Source organism: Kangiella profundi (assembly GCF_002838765.1).
Lineage (GTDB): Bacteria > Pseudomonadota > Gammaproteobacteria > Enterobacterales > Kangiellaceae > Kangiella > Kangiella profundi.
The window spans coordinates 2,166,827-2,189,473 of the sequence record NZ_CP025120.1; the positions used below are offsets into that span (position 1 = coordinate 2,166,827).

General features: G+C 44.4%; 20 protein-coding genes and 1 tRNA gene. 12 read left to right on the forward strand and 9 right to left on the reverse strand.

Annotated features, from left to right (window positions below):
• Position 1 precedes the first annotated feature (1 nt).
• Positions 2–2,866, forward strand: a complete 2,865-nt coding sequence (locus tag CW740_RS10105) for a M16 family metallopeptidase (RefSeq protein ID WP_106647380.1) — start codon at positions 2–4, stop codon at positions 2,864–2,866.
• Here the strand turns inward: CW740_RS10105 and CW740_RS10110 are convergent.
• Positions 2,856–3,662: a general secretion pathway protein GspB gene (locus CW740_RS10110; protein ID WP_106647381.1), complete on the reverse strand. Its 807-nt coding sequence runs from the start codon at positions 3,660–3,662 to the stop codon at positions 2,856–2,858. The genes CW740_RS10105 and CW740_RS10110 overlap by 11 nt on opposite strands.
• Positions 3,662–5,395: an ExeA family protein gene (locus CW740_RS10115; protein WP_106647382.1), complete on the reverse strand. Its 1,734-nt coding sequence runs from the start codon at positions 5,393–5,395 to the stop codon at positions 3,662–3,664. The genes CW740_RS10110 and CW740_RS10115 overlap by 1 nt, the downstream gene beginning before the upstream one ends.
• A gap of 108 nt (positions 5,396–5,503) precedes the next feature.
• On the opposite strand from CW740_RS10115, the gene CW740_RS10120 reads away from it, so the two are divergent.
• The gene (locus tag CW740_RS10120; protein WP_106647383.1) at positions 5,504–5,974 is read left to right on the forward strand and encodes a DUF4124 domain-containing protein; all 471 of its coding nucleotides are present in this window, start codon (positions 5,504–5,506) and stop codon (positions 5,972–5,974) included.
• A gap of 15 nt (positions 5,975–5,989) precedes the next feature.
• Positions 5,990–7,225 (forward strand): multifunctional CCA addition/repair protein, encoded by a 1,236-nt coding sequence (locus tag CW740_RS10125; protein ID WP_106647384.1) that lies wholly within the window; start codon positions 5,990–5,992, stop codon positions 7,223–7,225.
• Here CW740_RS10125 and CW740_RS10130 read toward each other — a convergent pair.
• The 6 genes from CW740_RS10130 to folB all read right to left on the reverse strand — a co-directional run bounded on the left by CW740_RS10130 (position 7,199) and on the right by folB (position 11,533).
• The gene (locus CW740_RS10130; RefSeq protein ID WP_106647385.1) at positions 7,199–8,023 is read right to left on the reverse strand and encodes an undecaprenyl-diphosphate phosphatase; all 825 of its coding nucleotides are present in this window, start codon (positions 8,021–8,023) and stop codon (positions 7,199–7,201) included. The two genes, CW740_RS10125 and CW740_RS10130, sit on opposite strands and share 27 nt — an antisense overlap.
• Before the next feature lie 434 nt (positions 8,024–8,457).
• The gene (locus CW740_RS10135; RefSeq protein ID WP_227523846.1) at positions 8,458–8,715 is read right to left on the reverse strand and encodes a hypothetical protein; all 258 of its coding nucleotides are present in this window, start codon (positions 8,713–8,715) and stop codon (positions 8,458–8,460) included.
• 2 nt (positions 8,716–8,717) lie between these two features.
• Positions 8,718–9,932, reverse strand: a complete 1,215-nt coding sequence (locus CW740_RS10140; protein WP_106647387.1) for a class I SAM-dependent methyltransferase — start codon at positions 9,930–9,932, stop codon at positions 8,718–8,720.
• Positions 9,933–9,951: 19 nt separating this feature from the next.
• Complete coding sequence (locus tag CW740_RS10145) at positions 9,952–10,668, reverse strand: SDR family oxidoreductase (protein ID WP_106647388.1); 717 nt, start codon at positions 10,666–10,668, stop codon at positions 9,952–9,954.
• A 13-nt stretch (positions 10,669–10,681) separates the two neighbouring features.
• Positions 10,682–11,176 carry a 2-amino-4-hydroxy-6-hydroxymethyldihydropteridine diphosphokinase gene (gene folK, locus CW740_RS10150; RefSeq protein WP_106647389.1) on the reverse strand — a complete coding sequence of 165 codons (495 nt, stop codon included), beginning with the start codon at positions 11,174–11,176 and terminating at the stop codon, positions 10,682–10,684.
• 3 nt (positions 11,177–11,179) lie between these two features.
• On the reverse strand, positions 11,180–11,533 hold the full coding sequence (gene folB, locus CW740_RS10155) for a dihydroneopterin aldolase (RefSeq protein WP_106647390.1): 354 nt from the start codon (positions 11,531–11,533) through the stop codon (positions 11,180–11,182).
• Positions 11,534–11,788: 255 nt separating this feature from the next.
• Here folB and plsY point away from each other — a divergent pair, with 255 nt between their 5' ends.
• From plsY to CW740_RS10175, 4 genes are all read left to right on the forward strand, one after another.
• On the forward strand, positions 11,789–12,394 hold the full coding sequence (gene plsY, locus CW740_RS10160) for a glycerol-3-phosphate 1-O-acyltransferase PlsY (protein WP_106647391.1): 606 nt from the start codon (positions 11,789–11,791) through the stop codon (positions 12,392–12,394).
• A complete protein-coding gene (locus CW740_RS10165; protein WP_106647392.1) occupies positions 12,381–13,565 on the forward strand; it encodes a multidrug effflux MFS transporter in 1,185 nt (394 codons plus the stop codon). The genes plsY and CW740_RS10165 overlap by 14 nt, the downstream gene beginning before the upstream one ends.
• 316 nt (positions 13,566–13,881) lie before the next feature.
• Positions 13,882–15,159 carry a S41 family peptidase gene (locus CW740_RS10170; RefSeq protein WP_106647393.1) on the forward strand — a complete coding sequence of 426 codons (1,278 nt, stop codon included), beginning with the start codon at positions 13,882–13,884 and terminating at the stop codon, positions 15,157–15,159.
• 212 nt (positions 15,160–15,371) lie between these two features.
• Complete coding sequence (locus CW740_RS10175; protein ID WP_106647394.1) at positions 15,372–15,713, forward strand: hypothetical protein; 342 nt, start codon at positions 15,372–15,374, stop codon at positions 15,711–15,713.
• A gap of 244 nt (positions 15,714–15,957) precedes the next feature.
• Here the strand turns inward: CW740_RS10175 and tsaD are convergent, their stop codons facing one another.
• Entirely contained in the window at positions 15,958–16,980 is a 1,023-nt protein-coding gene (gene tsaD, locus CW740_RS10185; RefSeq protein WP_106647396.1) for a tRNA (adenosine(37)-N6)-threonylcarbamoyltransferase complex transferase subunit TsaD, read from the reverse strand.
• 298 nt (positions 16,981–17,278) lie between these two features.
• Between tsaD and rpsU the strand changes: the two genes are divergently transcribed.
• The 5 genes from rpsU (at position 17,279) to CW740_RS10210 (ending at position 22,565) form a co-directional block, all read left to right on the forward strand.
• Positions 17,279–17,494: a 30S ribosomal protein S21 gene (rpsU, locus tag CW740_RS10190; RefSeq protein WP_106647397.1), complete on the forward strand. Its 216-nt coding sequence runs from the start codon at positions 17,279–17,281 to the stop codon at positions 17,492–17,494.
• Positions 17,495–17,566: 72 nt separating this feature from the next.
• A complete protein-coding gene (locus CW740_RS10195) occupies positions 17,567–18,013 on the forward strand; it encodes a GatB/YqeY domain-containing protein (protein ID WP_106647398.1) in 447 nt (148 codons plus the stop codon).
• Between the two features lie 598 nt (positions 18,014–18,611).
• The gene (gene dnaG / locus CW740_RS10200; protein WP_106647399.1) at positions 18,612–20,387 is read left to right on the forward strand and encodes a DNA primase; all 1,776 of its coding nucleotides are present in this window, start codon (positions 18,612–18,614) and stop codon (positions 20,385–20,387) included.
• A 116-nt stretch (positions 20,388–20,503) separates the two neighbouring features.
• On the forward strand, positions 20,504–22,351 hold the full coding sequence (gene rpoD, locus CW740_RS10205; RefSeq protein ID WP_106647400.1) for an RNA polymerase sigma factor RpoD: 1,848 nt from the start codon (positions 20,504–20,506) through the stop codon (positions 22,349–22,351).
• A gap of 137 nt (positions 22,352–22,488) precedes the next feature.
• Positions 22,489–22,565, forward strand: a tRNA-Ile gene (locus CW740_RS10210).
• Positions 22,566–22,647: the final 82 nt, after the last annotated feature.

Consider the following 22,647-nt stretch of genomic DNA (forward strand, 5'->3'; position numbering starts at 1 on the left):
CTTGAGTTCCAAAATCAGCAAAACAAGATTCAGTTTGTTACTTCTGTGCATCAGTTTTCTGATCTCATGTCAGACTCTTGCTCCGGAAAAAGATAACAATCGACTTCCATTATCGCCAGAAGTGACAACCGGTGAGCTGAAAAATGGTATCCGCTACTATATTCACCCTAATGGAAAACCTGAAGAAAGAGCTTACATCACACTACTGCTAAACGTCGGCTCGTTGCAGGAAGAAGAACATGAACGTGGTGCTGCTCATTTCGTTGAGCACATGGCTTTTAATGGCTCAACTCACTTTAATAAAAATGATCTGGTCACCACACTGGAAAGTCTGGGCATGAGCTTTGGCTCGGATATTAACGCCTTTACCAGTTTTGACAGTACTCGATACCATTTAGAAATCCCTACCGACAATCCAGATAACTGGTCAACCATAGCTTTGATTCTTGATGACTGGATTACAGGCATCAAATTTGAGCCAGAAGAAGTCGAGAAAGAACGCAAAGTCATCCTCTCGGAAAAACGTGCTCGTAAAGGATTAGGTGAGCGACTCTCTGAAGTGCTGACACCCATCAATTTTGGTGATGCTAGACATGGCAAGAGAATGCCCATCGGCACCGACGAGACTCTTAACGCCATGACTGCGGATGACCTGAGAGATTTTTATCAGAAGTGGTATCAACCCCACAATATGGCTCTAATCATTACTGGAGATGTTGATCCTGAAAATGCCGTTAAATTTTTTAATAACACCATCGGTCAGATTAAACCCTCCAATGCCATAAAACCTCAGGAATATTTAATTCCAGCAAAACAGGAGCCTGATTTTGAAATCATTACCGATCAGGAGATTCTCAGCAGTTCCCTGAATATTCGCTACCAAACCCATAGTGTCACCCTTGATGACTATGATGCACTGCGCTATCGACTACTTAATCAGATTGTTGTCAGTCTTTTTAATAAAAGAATGTATGAGCTGGCGGAAAGTGCTGAGAAGCCTTTTGAAAATGCCGGACTTGGCTATTCTCAATTAGGAAATGACAAATTACTGTTTAATTTTTCGGTCACACCTAAAGATGGTTATTTCAGTCAGGGTTACACTCGTCTGATTGAAGAAATGAAGCGTGTGGAACAGCATGGTTTTCTGGATACTGAACTTGAGCGTTATCGCAAAGAAGTCCTTAACGGCAGTTTACTCGCAGTAGAAGACATGGACTCCACTCACTCCAGTCATCTAACTGAACAATATATGTCACACTTCCTATATGGTGAACATTATTTCTCAACCATTCAGCGCCATTTGTTATTGGAGGCTGTGTTACCAACCATAAGTGCGTCTGAAATATCCGAACACTTTAAGCGACTGCTCTCCAATCCACTACACTCAACTATCGTCTATGCTCCAGTGAATGAAGCGCCAGCTAAAGATCTAAAAAATGACCTTTATACAAAGCTGGAACAATCTGTTCAGGTTGAACCTTACCAGGAAGCTGAACTCGATGCTCCACTGATGGTAGCTCTACCCGAAAAAGGCAGTATTGTTGATCAGTCCTCAATAGAAGCGGTTGAAGCCACAAAATATCAGTTGAGTAATGGTGCCACCGTAATCATTCGACCCAGTGATTTGTCAAACACTGAAGTATTGCTGGTAGCTTATGCACCGGGGGGATACTCGCTTGCCAGTAAGCAACAGCAGCGCTCTGCAATGGAATCAGCGAAACTGGTAGCTTCTTCCGGCATTGGCAGTTACACCCGTACTGATCTTGGTAAAAAGCTTCAGGATAAAACGGTGCAACTTAATTTGAATGTGGGACGTTACTATTCTCAACTATCCGCCAGTAGCGCGCCCAAGGATCTGGAGTTGTTGTTTCAGTTGATTCATCTCTATTTTACCGAGCCAAAAATTGATCCGGTTGTTGCTCAAAATTATAAAGAGTCTGTTATTCAATATCAGCGCAATCGTCTTAATGATCCAGAGCAGCGCTACGCAGATGAGTTACACTTATTGGTCACTGACAACCACCCAAAATCACAACCCTGGTCAGTTGAAGAGGCTGAACAAATTGATCCGAAAATTGCTTTAGATTTCTACAAACAACGATTTTCAAAAGCGAATAATTTTACCTTCGTTATTACCGGCAATATCAAGGAAGAAGAAATTAAGCCGCTAATTGAGCAATACATTGCAAGTCTACCTGCAACCGATAACACTGAAACTTGGCGTGATGAAAAAATTAGAACAGTTGAACGCAATATCCATTTCTCACGTAATACAGCTTTAGATGAAAAAACTAAGGTTAACTTGCAATTTCATAAACCTATTGAGAACTACATTTCCGAAACTCGATTCCGTTTGGGACTATATGAGGAACTACTTCAACAAGAATTGCAGGCCAAGCTTAGAGAGGAATTAGGCGAGGTGTACTCTATTGGTGTTAATGCCAGCATCGATCGCTATCCAACTGAGTGGTTCAATCTGCTTATCAGTTTCAACGCTGAGCCTGGACATGAAAATAATTTAATTGAAGTTATCCAGCAAGTTATTAAGAAAAGTCTTAGTGAGCCTTTATCACAAGATAAGCTGGATAACATCAAGCAACAGCGACGCATGACATTTACTGAGGGTCAACAAAGTAATCAGTTCTGGCTGGGACAAATTGTTTTATATGAACGCGAAAATATAGACTATTATTATTTAACTCACTATATGGAGCGTTTAGATGCGGTTACTGCTAAGCAAATTCAGGAAACTGCCAATATGCTTTTTAAAGACAGTTACCTGATTACAAGTATCATGCGACCTGACGATGGCGCCGATATCGTTGATAAAGTCGAGCAAAAATCCGAACAGGCAATTACGGATTAACATCACTCAAGCCGGGGACAATGACCTTCTGTCCCTGGTACTCCACCAATAAATCATTCTCCAGAATATCAGCAACCACCATTCCTTTAGTAATCGTATCGCCAATACTATATGCCTTACCATTTAGCATCACAAAACGGTCATCGGGATCTGTGGCATAAATATGGGTGGTATAAATCAACGTTGGCCAATGATCATGATCAATAGCTGCTAGAAAGACAGGTTCGTCATTAGTTCTTACGGGTTGTTGCATAGATTGTTGCACTGGTTTCTGAACACTTCCAGAATCTTGAACTACTTCAGTTACCGGCCTTGTGTTGATCGTTTCAACTACCTTTTGCGGCTGTCTCTGAGGTTGAACCTGCACTACAGGCTGTTGTAGTTCTAATGGCGCTTTTTTAATGATAACTCCAGACTGACTCGAGGCAATGTCTGATGATGGCTCAGTTGTTTCAGTTACGGTGTCTATATCAACCTGCGATTTAGCTTGTGCTGAAAATGGCTGTTGACTATTAAGTGATGTCTGAGAGTTTTCTTGTACGTTTTCTTGTAAGTTATCTTGAGAGCTTTGACTGGGTATAGCTTGAACGCTCTCTTGAAGATTTGCAGGCTTTAATAATAACCAGATGACCACTGATAATAATATACCTATCACTACCAGCATCGGAATTAACCAACGTCTGCTTTCATCATCTTCGACAAAAGCTGTATGTTGATGTTCACTGTTTAAATTCGGAACATCACCGTCCTTCTCGCCTGATTCTGTTTTTTTAATTGCATCCAGTATATAAGACATTAATTTTCCACCTGCAAACTTTCGACAAACAACTTTGGAATACTCGGCTCAGCAGAATTGTTAATCATCATGATCGAGTGCTTGCCAAGAATGCCATCTGATATCAGACCATGCTCCATTTGGAACAATGCCAACCAGTCTGCAACCTGTTCTGAAAACACATTATCAGGTTCAATGGTAATCCCTTCCGACATTTCGATGAAATTAGTCAGCCATATAACTTCCGCACCACGACTGCCTACCCCTACCGGATCCCTAAATCCTGCAGGTTTTTTCCAGAACAATCGGTATTCACCAGTCCACATCGGATTGAGTTTTTTACGCTCGATCGTCACCTGATTTTCACCAAACTGCATAACCACTGACTGATTCTGAATCTCAATCAAGGTTCCCCAGAAATCCCCACCCTGTGAGGTTGTAAATTTTAAATTTGCAGGACGATTGAGCTGGCTTAAGAGTTTCCAGTCAGCCATTCCCTGATCGCAGCCTAAACTATAATTTGCCGCAAAATTGCAGGCGTCTGCTGATTGAAATGGCAGGTAACTGACACCCCATAGAGCCAACAAATTTTGGCTCGCTATCGCACCACTGCGATCCCAGCTTTGCTCACCCCAGAACTCTTCGGCTAGCTCGCTTGGACTTTTGGGAATTTTCTCAAGGATATTTCCGCTATCAGCCTCATTGGTATTAAGAGCTGAGTTATCCGAACTTTCAAACTCTGGTGTTTGTTGATTAATTAATATGGTTTCTGTGTTATCTGAAAGTTGCACATTTTGCTTAACTGTTTGCTCATTCTGAATTCCAACAGAATCATTGAACAAACCAAATGACCAGGCGGTGACACCTAAAGTTAGTCCAATCAATAGCGTTGGTACAGCCCATTTCCAATGATTAATGACCGAGCCACTTTCAGCCATATCAGCTTTTTCACCTAAAACTTCAGCAACCGCTTTATTGACTGTCCTAACATCCACATGATGAAGATTTTCAGCAAAAGCACCTAACATTGCCCGGTCACTGATCACGTTAATCAGGCGCGGAATACCACCACTGGCCTTGTGAATCAGTTTTATGGCCTTGCCTTTAAAAACCGGGCGCATAACACCGGCAATTCTTAAGCGATGTTCTAGATAGGATTTGGTTTCATTTAGCGATAAGGGACGTAGGTGGTATCGTGCAGTAATTCGCTGAGCCAACTGACGGAGTTCTTTTTTGGCAAGTAACTCCTGTAATTCTGGCTGACCAATTAAAATAATCTGTAGAAGTTTTTTCTGGTTGGTTTCGAGGTTGGTCAATAAGCGTATCTGCTCCAGAACCTCGACACTTAGATTCTGAGCCTCATCAATCATCAGCACGGTATTTAACCCCTGCTCATGATTGTCCAGCAAACGACCGCTTAGTAAATCGGTAAAGGTTTTTAAGCTCGATTCTTTGGGATCATACTCAATACCCAGTTCATCGCACATGGTCGCCATCAGCTCAATGGCATTCAACTTAGGATTTAGGATATAGGCGAGACGGACGTTTGCCGGTAATTGCTCCAGCAGGCAGCGACAGACGGTAGTTTTACCGGTGCCCACTTCCCCGGTGAGAAGCACAAAACCACCACCGGCTCCTATTCCATACAACAGATGCGCCAGGGCATCACGATGCCGCTCGCTCATAAAAAGATAGCGTGGATCGGGTGCGATTGTGAATGGTGTTTCTTTTAACCCAAAGAAATCGTTATACATATCTGGCCTATTTCCCAAAGTTCCCTATTCAATATTGTATACTTATTATGCTTTGCCTATTATGGCTCATTATTAACCACCTCTCAATCTAAGGGATAGCGTGTGAAGATGCACGGATTTTTACTCACATTTACTTTGGTCCTAACGCTCTGCTTTACTGCTGGTAGCCAGGCTTATGAAGGTAAGATTTATAAATGGAAAGATAAGGATGGCAAGCTCCACTTCTCCGACAAGCCGCCTAAAGACCAATCTCTTAAGGTGGAAGAGCAAAAAGTCGACAGCAGTAAGCTGACCGTGACCAGCATGCCACGCTCGCAAAGGCAAACTCCTTTAACGGCTGGTCAATGCCAGGCAGCTATCGATAACCTGAAAAATACTGAACCGCTGTATCGTGGTGAGTTAGTCGAAAAGCTGGCAAAAAAAGAAATCAACGACGAGCAATTTGCTCAGGGGCTGGCTAAGCTTGATGAAGTAAAAAGAATCATGAACCCTGATAGCTGTAGAAATGCTCAACCTGAAGACCGCTCTTTGCTAAACTGTATCGCACAAAATAAAGATGCCAGACAGTGTATAAAGTAGCTCGATAAGGTTGATATGCAAATCTATTTGGTTGGCGGCGCAGTAAGAGACAGATTACTCGGACTCAAGGTTGTAGATCATGACCATGTTGTGGTTGGTGCTACCCCGGAGCAAATGCTGGCCAAAGGCTTTAAAGAAGTAGGTAAAGACTTTCCAGTCTATCTTCACCCGAAGACTGGTGGAGAGTATGCACTGGCCAGAACTGAACGCAAGTCCGGAAAAGGTTATAAAGGCTTTAAAGTCGATTTTTCACCTGAAATAACCCTGGAACAGGATCTGATTCGTCGCGATCTGACCATTAACGCCATGGCCCAGGACGAAGCTGGCAACCTCATCGATCCTTTTCACGGTCAGCAAGACCTCAATGCCAAAATTTTGCGTCACGTATCGCCTGCTTTTGCCGAAGACCCCTTGCGCGTTTTACGTGTTGCCCGTTTCGCAGCCCGCTTTGCCCACCTTGGCTTTATCATTGCCGATGAAACTTTTGCATTGATGCAGGAGCTATCCTATGGCGATGAACTCAAGCATCTGACACCTGAGCGAGTGTGGGCTGAAACCGAAAAGGCTTTGGCCACCGAATCTCCACAGGTTTATTTTGACGTGCTTCATCAATGCGGGGCGCTGGCTGTTGTGATGCCGGAAATGGACTGTCTTTGGGGAATACCAAACCCTGAGAAATGGCACCCCGAAATTGATACCGGTATTCATACATTGATGGTGATAGAGCAAGCTGCAAGAAAAACCCCTGATTTGCGTATTCGTTTTGCCGCAGCGGTGCATGACCTCGGCAAAGGCGTTACTCCACGCGATCAATGGCCACAGCATCGCGGTCATGAAGAGTCAGGTATTCCAGTCATAAAAAAACTATGCAAGCGACTTAAAATCCCAAAGGTTTATGAGCAGCTCGCGACCCAGGTATCCCGTTATCACCTACACAGCCACAAGATGTTTGAGCTTCGCCCTAGCACCGTACTAAAAATGCTTAAGGGATTAAGTGCTTATCGTAACCCAGACTTTTTAGAAGCATTTATTTTGACCTGTGAAGCAGACTTTAACGGTAGGCTCGGTAATGAAGATAAACCTTATCCGCAAGGCGACTTGCTGAGAGAATGCTTTAAGGTCTCTGAAAAGGTAAATGTTCAGTTACTGATTGAGAAAGGCTATGAAGGCGCCAAGCTCGGCGAGGCAATCGACCGAGCTCGACTAAAAGCTATTAAAGACTTGTTAGCCCATAAATACGATAGCGAATAAAACCACGCCCAGAATAAGTCGATACCAGACAAATGGCATAAAGCCGATTTTTTCCAACCACTTAAGGAAAAGATGTATGCAGGCAAATGCACTCAATGCCGAAACAACAATTCCTAAAATCAAAAAGTCCCAATCAAACTTAGTACCTTCCTGAGCCAGCTGAATGCCTTTCAAACCACCCGGCAATACAATTGCAGGAATTGATAACAGGAATGAATAACGAGCAGCTGCAGTACGAGAAAAGCCTAATAACGCCGCTGCTGTCATGGTAATGCCGGAACGTGAAGTGCCCGGAATCAAAGCCAGAGCCTGAGCACCACCAATGGCAAAAATATCCCGCCAGCGTAATTGATACTCATCCTTAAATTGCTCGGCAGGTTTTCCTTTGTATTGACGCTCCGCGTACCACAACAAAAGACCAAAAATAATAGTGGTAATCGCAATCACATAGGTCTCACGCAGATACAAGTCAACGATATCAAAGGCTTCTAAAAACAGACCAAATAAACCGACAGGAATCGTACCAAAAATCACCGCCCAGGCCAGACGGGAGTTTGGCGTTGGCTGACCACCTAACACCGCCTTAAACCAAGCACTGATCATCTCCGCCACTTCCTTACGGAAATAAACAACTACCGCCGTCAGAGTCCCAACATGCACCGCCACATCAAAGGCTAATCCCTGATCCTGCCACTGCAACACCTTTGATGTCAGAATTAAATGCGCCGAACTCGAGATCGGAAGGAACTCAGTTAAGCCTTGAATTAATGCTAGAAATAATGCTTGAAGCCAATCCATCTTTATATTCTCTATTTTCTCTGGATTTACCCGAGGGTATTTCCTTTAGTCACCCACTTACGAGGGAATGACAATAATAAACTATTTTCTGCTTGCTCGATGATTAACATAACCATAATTACTAATTATTTCAGGCTTGCACCAATTACCCCCTTATATTGAGCTGAGACCAGAACTAGCTATAGCAATTCAAAACAGGACGTTTTGAATAGTAAAATTCGGGCCAGGGAAGGCACGTATTTTACGGTGCGTAAAGTAGCTAGGGCTGGCCGAAGGTAGTCATTCTTTGAATGACCTCAATATCGGGGTGGCCTTTTCTTTGATTACTTTCTCTTGGCCACTCAAGAGAAAGTAATTCGCCGAGTGGCGAAACCATAAACTAAAATAAATGACGAACCCACAAAGTATAAGGACAAAATAACTAGCAATTTTAGTTACTTAGTCAGCCCAACATAAAACCCATACAACATCACCTGAATAAAAATCAAAAACCAGAACCAGGCTCCAAAGCCAACAGCTTTAGTCGTGAATGTATCCAGTTTTTTACTTTTCCAGACCAGTATTGCTGAAATAACAGTGGAATTTAAAACAGCAACACCTGCTAGCCAAAACCAGTTATCTTTGCTGCTGGCTGCAAAAGCCAGTTGTGGCAAAAGCAACAACGCAACGGCTGTCAGTATTTTAGTCATCATATTCATAAGCGATGTAATTTATTGCTCAATGCAAAACCTTGTAGTTGAACAGGACAGTTTTTAGCAGCGACCAGAACTTTGCAGTTTTCGCCCATCTCATCAGGCATCAGCAATTTTTTTAGCTGCTGGCTGATTTTGACCTGCGCCATTGTATCAGATCCGAGGTTTTCGGCTAGCTTTGCTGCTTGCTGCTCAATACCACTGGACATCAGAAACAGCGCCTGCTCACAATAACCCACAATCTCCGCACCTCGCTTATGTGTTGCATAAGCTATCTGGCTAAAATTCACTGATGCGGTGATATCTTGAAGTCCGGGTAATAACAATGGGTTTTGGTGTTTGTGTTGCTGGTAATAACATTGCAAGGTCCCCTGTGCTCGATGTGGTTCATAGTACTCATCAGCGCTGTAACCGTAATCGATCAGAATTATTGCACCTTTACTCAAGCACTCTACCAGTCCTTCCAGCCAATATTCAGTTTGCAGATGGTGCTCAGTGATATAGCCGTGTGGCCAATGTTTCAGATAAGAGTTAACTTCCTGAATGGCTTCTGTTTCTTGCCAGCTAAATCGATAGCCAGAATCATCCAGCTTAACGTGAGCTTTTTGCAATTGACTCTTCTGCTTGCGCACCAAATCAACAGGCAAAGCATCAACTACTTCGTTGGCAAAAATGACACCTGAAAACTCTTCAGGTAGCCGGTCGAGCCATTCGAATCGATTGGCCAGATGAGGAATCGATTGCTCAATGGCCTGTCTTTGTCGCTGCTTTAAGTCTGCGGAAACTTCAAGAATACAATACCCTTGCGGCAAGTTATTGTGTATTTCTAGCTCTTTCATGAGCTCTACGGCAAAAGCACCGCTACCAGCACCCAGCTCTAGAACTTGCGCCTCACTTTGTTCAAATACCTTAATAAAACTCTTGCTCAGAGTCTGAGCAAACAATGGCGACAGTTCCGGTGCTGTCACAAAGTCGCCACCTTCACCCAGTTTATGACTGCCCGCACTGTAGTAGCCCAATCCTGGCTCATACAGAGCATGGTGCATGAATTGACTGAAAGGCAGCGCGCCCTGCTTTTCAATTTCACCAGCAATGGTCTGGCTCAAACGATAACTGGCTTTGCCCTGTACGCCATTAACTAGTGGCACCTTAAGCAAACGGCACTGTTGTGTCAGCCATTCAAAATAGGTTGGATAATCCTTTAAAAAGTGAACCATATATTTTAAGAGTTATTAGTTACAGAAATTCACCACCATCAACCGGAATGATAGTGCCGGTGATAAATGATTGCCCAATCAGAAAGGAGACCGCGTCTGCAATTGCCTGTGGATTACCTGTTCGCTTGAGCGGGATATGATCGGCCATTCGAGCAAAATGATCGGCATCTGCCCCCGGCGGCGGCAAGATAGCTCCCAATGCAAGACCATTGACCTGAATTGTTGGAGCCAGCTCTCGGGCGAGAGACTCGGTCAGATGCCAAAGACCAGCTTTGGACAGGCGATACACAAGGTGGTCGCCCGCTGGATGATTAATACGAGCATCGAGAATATTGATGATATGAGCTTGCTGGGGTTTGCTTGCTGCAAAGGCCTGACTTAATAACACTGGAGCCCGCAAGTTAAGACTCATCACCTGATCCCAGTGTGACAGATCATCATTAATAGTATCGTTTTCAGGGAAAATCGCAGCGCTGTTGATTAAGACAGACAGCTCACCCAGCTCTGCAGCCTGAGCCACCACATCAGAACAGCTATCGGGCTCGGAAAGATTGGCCGCTATTAATTTAACTTGAACGCCAAGAGCTTCAATTTCTTTGGCGGTTTGCTCGGCACTTTCTGCTGAATGATTGTAGTGTAATGCTATTGCATAGCCATGCTTTGCAAGCTCAAGCGCTATGGCTCGCCCCACTCTAATGGCCCCACCGGTAACAATTGCGACTTTCTGCTGACTCATGCTTTTGCCCTTTTTATCGTTGCCAATCGAACTCTATGGCCCATAACTTTTGTTGTTCTTTTTTATCAAATGCCTGCCACAGCTCCTGATACGTTTTTTTAACCACTGGATGTTTTCCTTGCGGTTCAATTTCTGCCAGTGGTTGCAGCACAAAAGCATGATGAAGAATTTCACCACGAGGTAAGTGAATTGGCTGCTCACAAATTACATCGTCATATAGCAACAGATCAATATCCAGCGCTCTGTCACTGAATTTCGGCACATCGCGACGACGACCAGCTTCTTTTTCGATGGATTTAAAAATCTGTTCCACTTGGGCAATCGTCATCTGAGTTTCCGCTCTGGCCACCAGATTGAGAAAATTATCGCCCTCAAAACCTACCGCTTCACTTTCATAAACTTTCGACAGCTTTAAATGGCTGAACATTTCATCAAGGCGTTGCACACCATATCGGATTTGGCGTGCCGCATCCTGATTACTGCCGATACTGATAAAAATGATAGCCATAAATTATCTATTGCCGCGCTCTATGATGACACCTACATTCTTGGACCCACGAACAGCTCCTGGCTTGCTAAGCTTTAACTTCAACCAGGGCACATTAAATTCATTGCGGACAATCTCAGCAATCTTTTCTGCCAAAGTTTCAACCAGCTGAAACTCGGACTCTTCAACAAAAGCAATAATTCGTTTGGCCACAGATTTGTAATCAAGACACTTATCGATGGTATCTTCCTGCGCTGCTGGCTGAATATCATGCGCCATTTCCAGATCAATACTGATGGTTTGACGGATTTGTCGTTCCCAGTCATAAATACCAATGACGGTATCTACTTTTAAGTCTTCAATAAAAACGATGTCCACAGGCGTCTCTTGATTTAATGATTATGGTTAATGTGGGCCATAGGATAGCAAAGAAAAGGCCATTTGATTACACAAATCAAAGAGTTTCCCATGACCTGATTAAAAAATAACAGTATCCTATAGAAAAATCCGCGGTGCCTCTATCTGAGTTAATTCTTTGTGAATAAATGGGCACTAAACAATAAGATGGAGTTTATTTAGGTTAATGATGGCTGTTGTGAACATAAAATGCTGCGCAAAGGATAAGAACTGATAATGGAATGGCAACTTGCCGGGCTTTGGCTACTGGCTTACCTGACTGGCTCTATTTCGAGTGCGGTGATCGTTTGTCGCATTATGGGCCTGCCGGATCCGCGTAAATTTGGCTCGCACAACCCGGGGGCTACTAATGTATTAAGGCTGGGTGGCAAAAAAGCAGCCATCTTCACTTTGCTTGGCGATATGCTGAAAGCCATCATACCGATTCTAATTGGCTATGCCTTAGACCTGCATAATCGAAATCTGGGTTGGGTGGGCTTCATGGCATTTATCGGGCACCTTTACCCAATTTATTTCCGCTTCAAGGGCGGCAAAGGCATGGCCACCTACTTTGGTGCTCTGGTCGCGCTATCGCCATTACTACTTGCCTACTGTATTGTCACCTGGATGGTAACAGCCTTCTTTACACGCTATGCGTCGCTGGCATCCATACTATCCAGTTTTGCTGTTGCTGCTTTCGGCTTTTATCTGGATCATAAGTACTTCTTTCCATTATTTGCCATGTTCCTGATATTGACCGCCAGACACCATCGCAATATAAAAAATCTGTGGCATGGTACCGAACGCAAAATTACCGATAAGAGAAGTAATGATTCGCAGTAAAATCAATGTAGCTCACCTTTTACCTCTGCTCGCCTCAATGGTCGCAATTACGCCACTGGCCATTGATATGTATTTGCCTGCCATGCCAATCATTGCAAAAGAGCTTGGCACTTCATCGAGCGCGATCCAGGTGTCGCTGAGTCTCTATCTGGCGGGCTATGCATTGGGCATGATGCTATTTGGCCCTATTGCAGATCGAATTGGACGCCGCAAAGTTGCCCTAGTTGGTTTAACTGGCTTTATCATTACATCCCTATTGCTTGCTTTTACTGAGTCTATTAATGAATTCCTGACATATCGCTTTGTGCAGGCAGCGTTCGGCAGCGGAGCCACCGTCGTTGTACCCGGCATTATTCGTGATTTGTATAAAGAACACACCGCCAAGGGATTGTCCTACGTCAGCTTGATCATGATGGTGGCGCCAATGATTGCCCCCGGAATTGGTAGCTTTATTCTGGAACTGTCGGTGTGGCGTACAATTTTCCTGAGCCTAGCCGGCTATGCGGTAATGATATTGTTGCTGGTCATCTGGAAACTGCCTAAGAACCTACCGCTTCGCTCGGATCGTAAGTGGCTGCATGAGTTTGCCAGTAACTATAAACTGGTCTTTAGTCATCCAGCCTCAAGGCTCAATATCATCAGCTCGATGATGGGCTCCTTTGGTTTCTTCTGCTATATCACTACCATATCATTCGTCTATATCGAATATTTTGGGGTTAGCGAAGGCAAGTTCAGTATTTTGTTTGGCGCCAATGTCGTTGCACTTATGATTACCAACATCATCAACACCCGCACCGTTGAGCGAGCCGGTTCTGCCAGAATGCTGATGATTGGCACTATTATCGCTAATGTCTTTGCGCTTACCCTGGTTCTGGTGACTGTTTTTGACTGGTCATTGTATTGGACTGTCGGTGCCTTATTCCCACTGATTGGCTCGCTGGCGCTGATAACCGTTAACTCCGATGGGCTAATTCTCAACCAGTTTCCGCAGCAAACCGGCACTGCCACCGCCGTTATAGGCACTTTGCGTTTTGGCAGTGGCGCTCTGGCGGGGCCAATTCTGGCACTTCTCTTTGATGGAACCCCGCTCAATTTCGCGATTTTGATGTTCGCATCCGTTGCTATTGTCATGATTGTGCAGCTAATTAGACGCCGACTGAGTCTTAGCTAACCTATTGATTTTGAAATAACCACTCCTGAAACCTGCGAATTCTCAGCTTACCCCAGTAAATTTTACATTTGGTGGGCAAACTTCATTTGAAATTCACATTAAATCGATGCTTATATGGTTAAATAATAGTCAATCCTACAGCGAGAAAACCTAACTCTCGACAAAAGTGTCAAACTTTTTTACATTTTACGGATGGAATTAGTTGTAAAAAATTCTGACAGGTATATTATAGACATCACAGAGATGTAAAAAATCCTGACAGTTTTAGCGAATAATACAACTTCTTCAATATAGGTAACCGACCAGGAGGGTCCAAATGAAGGTATTCAGTAAAAAAGCATTTTCATTCCTATTAGCCCTGCCCTTGCTAGCGGCTATTACTTCTCACAGCGCAACTGCAGTTAGCCAGGCTGATGCTGAGAAGTGGAGTCAGGATATCGATGCCTACTGGAGAATCCTTGAAGAAAAGCATATCGATCTTTACCACAAGCTTACCTATAAAGACTTTGAGCTTGAAATCAGCGCGATTAAAAGTCAGCTTCCATCTCTTACTCATGAGCAAATCATTATTGAATTGATGCGCCTAACCCATAAAGTTGGCGATGGACACACAACTGTTCCTTTGTGGGATCAGCAATATCACAAGTTTCCCATTGAGTTAAAAGTCATCAATGATGAAATTCTGGTTACCGGCTCTTCTAACGAATACTCCAGCCTGATTGGCAATGAACTTACTGCCATCAACGGCAAGCCTGTGCAACAAGTGTATGACATGTTTGCTGAGATTGTGCCATTTGCTGAAAATGACTACTCAACTCCTGTTCGCGTTGCCGAATACATGATGACTGCTGAGCTTTTACGAGGTCTGGGGGTTATCGACAGCCTGGACTCTGTCGAATTCACCTTCAAGAACTTCAATCAAAGCTTTAAGTATCACATGACTGCTAGCACCAACAATCAAATTACGCAGCGTATCAATTTTAAGCAGAAGCTTCCGTTTAAACCTTATGGCGGTGTTGACGATCACCTTTGGTATGGCGCTGCTGACAAAGGTAAAACCGTTTATATCAACTTTGAAAAATACAGCTCAATGTCCAAAATGGACGAGATGTCTGCCGAGTTGCTTCGCTTCATCAACCACTACAAAACAGAGAACCTGATCATTGACTTACGTGGCAATCAAGGCGGCGATTTCTTTATCGGACTTAAGCTGGCGCAGGTGTTAGTACTTGCTAACAGCATCAACTGGAAGTCTGGTGTTTACGTCATGATTGATAACAACACCTACTCTGCGGCTATGTCAAATGCCTCTCAGTTTGCCCAGTTGTTGAATGCAACATTGGTCGGTCAGCCCACCGGTTCAAAGCCTAACGGCTATCAGGATATGTGGCAGTTCACTCTACCAAACTCTGGGTTGATTGTGACTTACTCAAAAAGAATGTATCGCTTTGAAGACAGGGATGCAGATGCTGTTTTCCCAGACGTGGCCATTGAATTGACCGCTGAAGATTACATGCGTGCAAATGACAAAAGCTTAGGCTGGGTTATTCAAGATATTAACAGCCGCAAAACTCGTACTTTAGTACAAAATTAGTAATGAAGGATAACTGTATCGTTTTTCAGTCATAAAGAAGGTAATAACCTACCCTTATGATCGACCTGTGTGACAACCGACTCTCTGAGTCGGTTTTTTTAAGATCTGCTTTATTAAAAAATAACATAACAATTATTAATAACTAACGAAACAAACTTGCGATAAAACATAAGAGCAAGAGATTAATTAACATATAGCGACGGAGAAAAAGGATGAAAGGAACAGCACTGCCTTTACTGGTAAGCATATTGATTTGTGTTGGAATGATCGGTGGCTGCCAGCAAAACAACAGGACACCGCGTCTCGATACTACAGACCCACAAGCATTTAATAAAAGCCTGAAAGAAGTAAGAGCCCAGGTTAGCGAGACTTACGTTGACCAGTTCGATCAAGCCGTTCAGAAGGCATTAGAAACTTACCAAATCCAGAAAGAATATAGTCTGCTGCCAACCAGTAACCCATTGGATGGTTTAAGTGCAGAGCAAGTACTCGAGTTATTGGATAGCCGGAGAAGAGATGACCCCAGAAAATTACGAGCCTGGGGTGGAATTTGATTCGGTCTTGATTTCATCCTTGTTGGCTAATAACAACAGAGCAATGATGCTCAATGGTGGTATGAAGGCCATCAAAAAATGAAGGAAAACAACTGGCGTAACACTTTCAACTCTTTTTCGAGCCAGAAAATAGGCCAATGTTGTCGCAATCAAGACCCAGCCAAATATGATGTTTGTTGCTAAAGCTAAACTGATTTTCACCTTAAATTAACTTCCTGTTTAAGTTATTTCTGTAATATGTATTTCAACCCAAGTCCGCAATTGGCCAGCGCGGCTGCGCGCGAACGGCAGGTTCTTCAAACTGACCTTGCTGTTCAATGATCTGCTGGTAGCGGCAATAGCCAGCATAGGCGATCATGGCTCCATTATCGGTGCAGAATTGAAGTCTGGGGTAGTAGGCTTTGCCGCCTTTACTCTGCAGCAAATCAGAGAGCTTTCCCCGCAAAGAAATGTTAGCGCTTACTCCGCCTGAAACAACCAGAGACTTGTGACCAGTCTGCTCAAGGGCACGTCGACATTTAATATAAATGGTATCCACCACCGCTTCCTGAAAAGCATAGGCGATATCCGCCAAGTCCTGTTGCGACTTATCTGAATCACGATACAGATTGGCCACCGCAGTTTTCAAACCACTAAAACTAAAATCGAGACCAGGTCGGTCGGTCATGGGTCTTGGCAACTTATAGATTCCTGCCCGCCCCTGTTCGGCCAGCTTAGCAAGCGCCGGGCCTCCGGGATATCCCAGCCCCATAATTTTAGCGGTCTTATCAAAGGCCTCGCCAGCAGCGTCATCAATTGATTCGCCCAGAATGGTGTATTGGCCTAAATTCTTAACATCGACCAGCATAGTGTGGCCACCCGAAACCAACAAGGCAACAAACGGAAATTCCGGCTTATCATCCTCCAGCATCGGTGCTAACAAGTGCCCTTCCATATGATGCACACCAATCGCAGGTACGTCCCAGGCATACGCCAGACTGCGCCCGATACCAACGCCAACAAACAGCGCCCCAATTAAACCTGGGCCTTTAGTGTAGGCGATGGCATCAATATCAGCTGGCGTACAGCCCGACTCAGCCATGACCTTTTTAATTAAAGGAATGGTTTTGCGCACATGATCACGGGATGCCAGCTCAGGCACCACACCACCATATTCAGCATGCAGCTTCACCTGGCTGAATAATGCATCCGCAATAATACCCTGCTCACTATCATAGATAGCAATGCCGGTTTCATCGCAGGATGTCTCTATACCGAGAATTTTCATAGGGTTAAGCCTTATTACGCTGATTAAATGGTCAAATAGTTGCCTGATTAATCCTACAACAGAACAGGCAAAGAAAGTTGTTGGCAATTTTAATGGAGTTTGCGCCAATTAGCGAGTTCGCTAGAAATCTTCAGTCCTGACCGCTTAAAATCAATATTTCATGGGTTTATCTTTGCTTTTTGATCAAAAAATGATTAAAATTTGCGCCCTCTTGGTGATTCTCTCGTTTCACCAATTGTAACGTACTGATTTTATTTACTTTTTAATAAACATACATTTTAAGGTTAGGTGATTTTTAATGCCAAGCGTAAGAGTTAAAGAAAACGAGCCATTTGACGTTGCATTACGTCGCTTCAAGCGTTCGTGCGAGAAAGCAGGTATTTTGGCTGAAGTTCGTAAGCGTGAATACTACGAGAAGCCAACATCTGTTCGTAAGCGCGAAAAAGCTGCGGCAGTAAAACGTGCAGCGAAAAAAGTAGCTCGCGAAAACGCTCGTCGCATTCGCTTGTATTAATAGCTGTTTGGGCTTTTCTTAAGAACTATCGAAAGAAGAGCCCAAATTCTATTAGCTTAGTAAGGATTAACCATGTCTACTCTAAACGATCGAATTAAAGAAGCCATGAAAGATGCCATGCGCGCCAAAGATAAGGCTCGCCTGTCGACCATCCGTTTAATCCTGTCTGCTATCAAACAAGTTGAAGTTGATACTCGTAGCGAGTTAGATGATACCGCGATCCTCGCCATTCTCGATAAAATGGTGAAACAGCGTCGCGAATCGATCAAGCAATATGAAGACGCAGGCCGCCAAGAGCTGGCTGATGTGGAATATGCTGAGATCGAAGTCCTCCAGGAATTCCTTCCAAAGCCATTAACTGATGACGAAATTGCCGAACTTATCGAGCAAGCAATCAGTAGCACCGGCGCAGAATCTATTAAAGACATGGGCAAAGTAATGGGCATTCTTAAGCCACAATTACAAGGCCGTGCTGATATGGGCCAAGTCAGCGGAAAAATCAAAAGCCGCTTAGGTTAGTTTCCACCCTCCTTTAAAAAATACGTATCGCCATATTTTGGCAGCTATAATCTTTTAGGAAAAAACAGTTGTTATTTACTGATACAGCCTAAGTATCTGTACCTATATTTATGACTACTTTTGTTCAGTCATACCGTGGCAACCCTCTTTCTTACTAAAGCACTACTTCGTCAATCTGTTCTATAAATTTCTCAAGAGCAGATCCTGACTTTCGTCAGGATGACAAACTATGGTTTGATGCTATATCTGTAGAAGATACTTATAGGGGTATTGTTGCAAGTAGCAGGCTTCGCTTGGATTCGTTTCGCTGTTATTCCCCAAGATACTCATATTAAACTTACGTAATGAACCTTACCCTCAGAAAACTCACTTCCCTAAGGCCTGTCATCCTGACGAAAGTCAGGATCTGCTCTTAATTTTTCACAAAAGATTGCTTAGATCTACTTCAAACTCGTAGGAATTATTGGTGCTATCTGCCACTACCGAACCTTTATCTCCAACACCCCACCCAAAGAACTATTCCAATCCGCAGACTATGTAAAAACCAGCAGCTCTGCTATGATTGCCCAATTAAGCCTTACCTAATTATAAGTACTCAATGGGCCTTATCCCGCAACACTTTATTCACGAATTATTAGCTCGGGTTGATATTGTCGACCTGATTGATTCGCGTGTGCCGTTAAAAAAAGCGGGTGCCAATTACAAAGCTTGCTGCCCTTTTCATGGGGAGAAGACCCCATCTTTTACGGTAAGTCAGGACAAACAGTTCTACCATTGCTTCGGTTGCGGCGTTCACGGTAACGCGATTGGCTTTTTGATGGAGTATGACCGTCTCGAATTCCCGGATGCCGTGGAAGAACTTGCTGCCATGATGGGCATGGAGGTGCCACGTGAAGAGACGGTATCCAATGCTCCCAAAGTCGATACCTCCTTATACGACATCATGGAAAAAGCAGCCAACTACTACCAACAGCAGCTAAAATCCAATAAAAGTGCAATAGAATACCTCAAAGGACGCGGCTTAAGCGGCGAAATCGCTAAACAGTTTGCGATTGGTTATGTGCCCGGTGAATGGCGCAATCTGGAAGCCATATTCCCTAAACTGCAGCAAGATAAAAAACTGCAGCAGCAACTGGTCGAGTGCGGCCTGATGATTCGTAAAGACAGCTCGCTGTACGACCGTTTCCGTGATCGCATCATGTTTCCGATCAAGGATAAGCGTGGCCGAGTGATTGCCTTTGGTGGCCGGGTCATGGGTCAAGGCGAGCCCAAATACCTGAACTCACCTGAAACGCCGATTTTCCACAAAAGTAATGAGCTTTATGGCCTTTATCAGGCGCGCCAGGCTAACCGCAAACTGAGCCGATTACTGATTGTTGAAGGCTATATGGACGTAGTGGCACTAGCCCAGTTTGGCATCAATTATGCCGTGGCGACATTGGGAACAGCCACTACCGCCAGTCATTTACAGCAGCTATTCCGTACCACCCGTGAGCTGGTGCTGTGCTTTGATGGTGATCGAGCCGGACGCGACGCTGCACTACGGGCCATTGAACATGGCCTGCCGCAGATGCGCGAAGGTCGCGAAATACGCCTGATGTTCCTGCCCGATGGCGAAGATCCGGATTCCATGGTTCGCAAGGTGGGCAAAGAGCAATTTGAGGAAATGATTGGCAAGGCCACACCTTTGTTTGAGTTTATCCTTGAACACCTGTCAGCACAGGTCGATTTGAGCTCAGTATCTGGCCGCGGCCAGCTGGTCCATCTGGCCAAGCCGTATCTGGATAAAATCACGGACCCTATTTACCACGAGTTTTTTAGTAGCGCTCTGTCCGAAAAAGCTAAACTGTCGGAAAGCAAACTGGCGGCTATTATTGAGGCCCCAACTCAGTCACAACCGTCTCGCAAACCCACTCAGAGCAAGCCTCAGAGCACTAAAACCAATAAAACCCTGCAACTGGCCATTACGCTACTATTACAGCAGCCAAGCCTTGCATTGAACCTCAAAAATTACGACTGGCTACTGACTTTACCCGATAAAGGGTCAAAACTTTTGCATCAATTACTTGAAATTATTCATAAAACCCCCAAGATTAATACTAGTTTGCTGCTTGAAAACTGGCGCGACAACCCAAAGCTGTATGATCGCCTGGCCAGTTTAGCCATGACCGAGCGCGAAGAGCGCATTCAGGGTCAGGAACAGCAGGAATTACAGGACTGTGTGAATCGCCTGTTATTGCATGCTCGTAAAATTCGGGTGGATTATTTGCAACAGAAAGCAGCAGAACACGGTCTAACCAATCAGGAAAAGTCTGAATACCGGCAATTACTATTGCTGGCCAAACAAGGCTCCAACGGCAATAGCGCCAAATAAGTAGCGCTTGCTGTAGCTGGGGCAAATTCTGTATAATTAGCGGTTCGCTATGCGCAAGCCGTCGCTTGGTTTTTGACTCGCAAAATGTCTTGCGAGCCCTACAAAGGTTATTCTAGATGTCAGAGAATTCGCAACAGTCACAATTAAAGTTACTTATCGCTCGCGGTAAAGAACAAGGTTATCTCACTTATGCCGAAGTGAATGACCACTTACCACCGGATATCGTTGATCCCGAGCAAATCGAAGACATTATTCGCATGATCAATGACATGGGCATTCAGGTGTATGAAACCACCCCTGATGCTGATGAGCTGTTGATGAATGACGAATCGGTAACCGATGAAGAAGCCGCTGAAGAGGCTGCTGCTGCATTGGCTAGCGTAGACAGCGAATTTGGTCGTACTACCGACCCAGTTCGTATGTATATGCGAGAAATGGGTAGCGTTGAGCTGCTTACTCGCGAAGGCGAGATTGATATCGCCAAACGTATCGAAGAAGGCATCCGCCAGGTTCTGGGCGCAATCGCCAACTACCCTGACACTATCCGTATCCTGTTAGAGGAGTTTGCTCTGTATGAAGATGAGCAGGTTCGTCTGACTGAAATCGTTACCGGCTTTACTGACGGTGAAGAAGCCGAATTCGTTCAGGAAGAATCTGAAGCCGCGCAAATCGCCAACGCCAGCGAAGAGTTGGATAACGACGATGACGTGGATGAGGATGATGACGACGAAGATGAAACTGAAGTTGATACTGGCCCGGATCCAGAAGAAGCGGCGGCGCGTTTTGCTGAACTGAAAAAGCAATACGACAAAACCGTTAAAGCCGTTGAAAAATATGGCCGTACGCACAAATCAGCAATCAAGCAACTGGATGCGATGAAAGAGTTGTTCATGCAGCTTCGTCTTGCGCCAAGAATGTTTGACATGCTGGTAACCAACTTGCGTGAAAAAATGGACGGTATCCGTGAGCAAGAGCGTTATATCATGATGCTTGCTGTGAACGGTGCACGTATGCCGCGTAAAACCTTTATCTCAACCTTCTCAGGTTCAGAAGCCGATCCAACCTGGATTGAGCAGCACGTAAAAAAGAAAAGCAAATACTCAGAGCCTTTGGCTGAACACGCCGAAGAGATTCTAAAAGCACAGCGTAAACTTCAATTGATCGAAGAAAGCTGTAGCTTGAGCGTGATGGAGATTAAAGAAGCCAACCGTGAAATGTCGATTGGTGAAGCAAAAGCCCGTCGCGCCAAGAAAGAGATGGTAGAAGCTAACCTACGTCTGGTTATCTCTATCGCTAAAAAATACACCAACCGTGGCCTACAGTTCCTCGATTTGATTCAGGAAGGTAACATCGGTCTGATGAAAGCGGTCGACAAGTTCGAATACCGTCGTGGTTATAAATTCTCGACCTACGCCACATGGTGGATTCGTCAGGCAATCACACGTTCGATTGCTGACCAGGCGCGCACCATCCGTATTCCGGTTCACATGATTGAAACTATCAATAAATTGAATCGTATTTCTCGCCAGATGCTACAGGAAATGGGCCGCGAGCCTCAGCCTGAAGAATTGGCAGAGCGTATGGAAATGCCGGAAGACAAAATCCGTAAAGTGCTTAAGATTGCCAAAGAGCCAATCTCCATGGAAACGCCAATCGGTGATGATGAAGATTCGCATTTAGGTGATTTTATCGAAGACACCACTATCGATTCACCAGTTGACGCAGCAACAGGCGAAAGCTTGAAAGAAGTCACTGATGAGATTTTGGCGGGTCTAACGGCACGTGAAGCGAAAGTCTTGCGTATGCGTTTCGGTATCGACATGAATACTGACCACACTCTCGAAGAAGTCGGCAAACAGTTCGACGTAACCCGTGAGCGTATTCGTCAGATCGAAGCCAAGGCACTGCGTAAACTACGCCACCCAAGCCGTTCGGAAAAGCTTCGTACTTATCTTGACGAATAAGCTAGACGAATAAAACAAAGCAAAATATTGCAAGCGCAGGAGATTTCTCGTAAACTCCTGCGCGTTCTTTTTCAAGAAACACATCCTCAATTTGTAGAAAGATTAGGCACCGCCTGATTGACTACACATGGAAAAATGGGCCTTTAGCTCAGTTGGTTAGAGCACCCGACTCATAATCGGTAGGTCCCCAGTTCAAGTCTGGGAAGGCCCACCATTTTTCCGAACCCATCCCCAATAAATAATCACTCACCCAATCTAATCAACTCAATACAGATATGGTTGATGTTTGGGTTTGT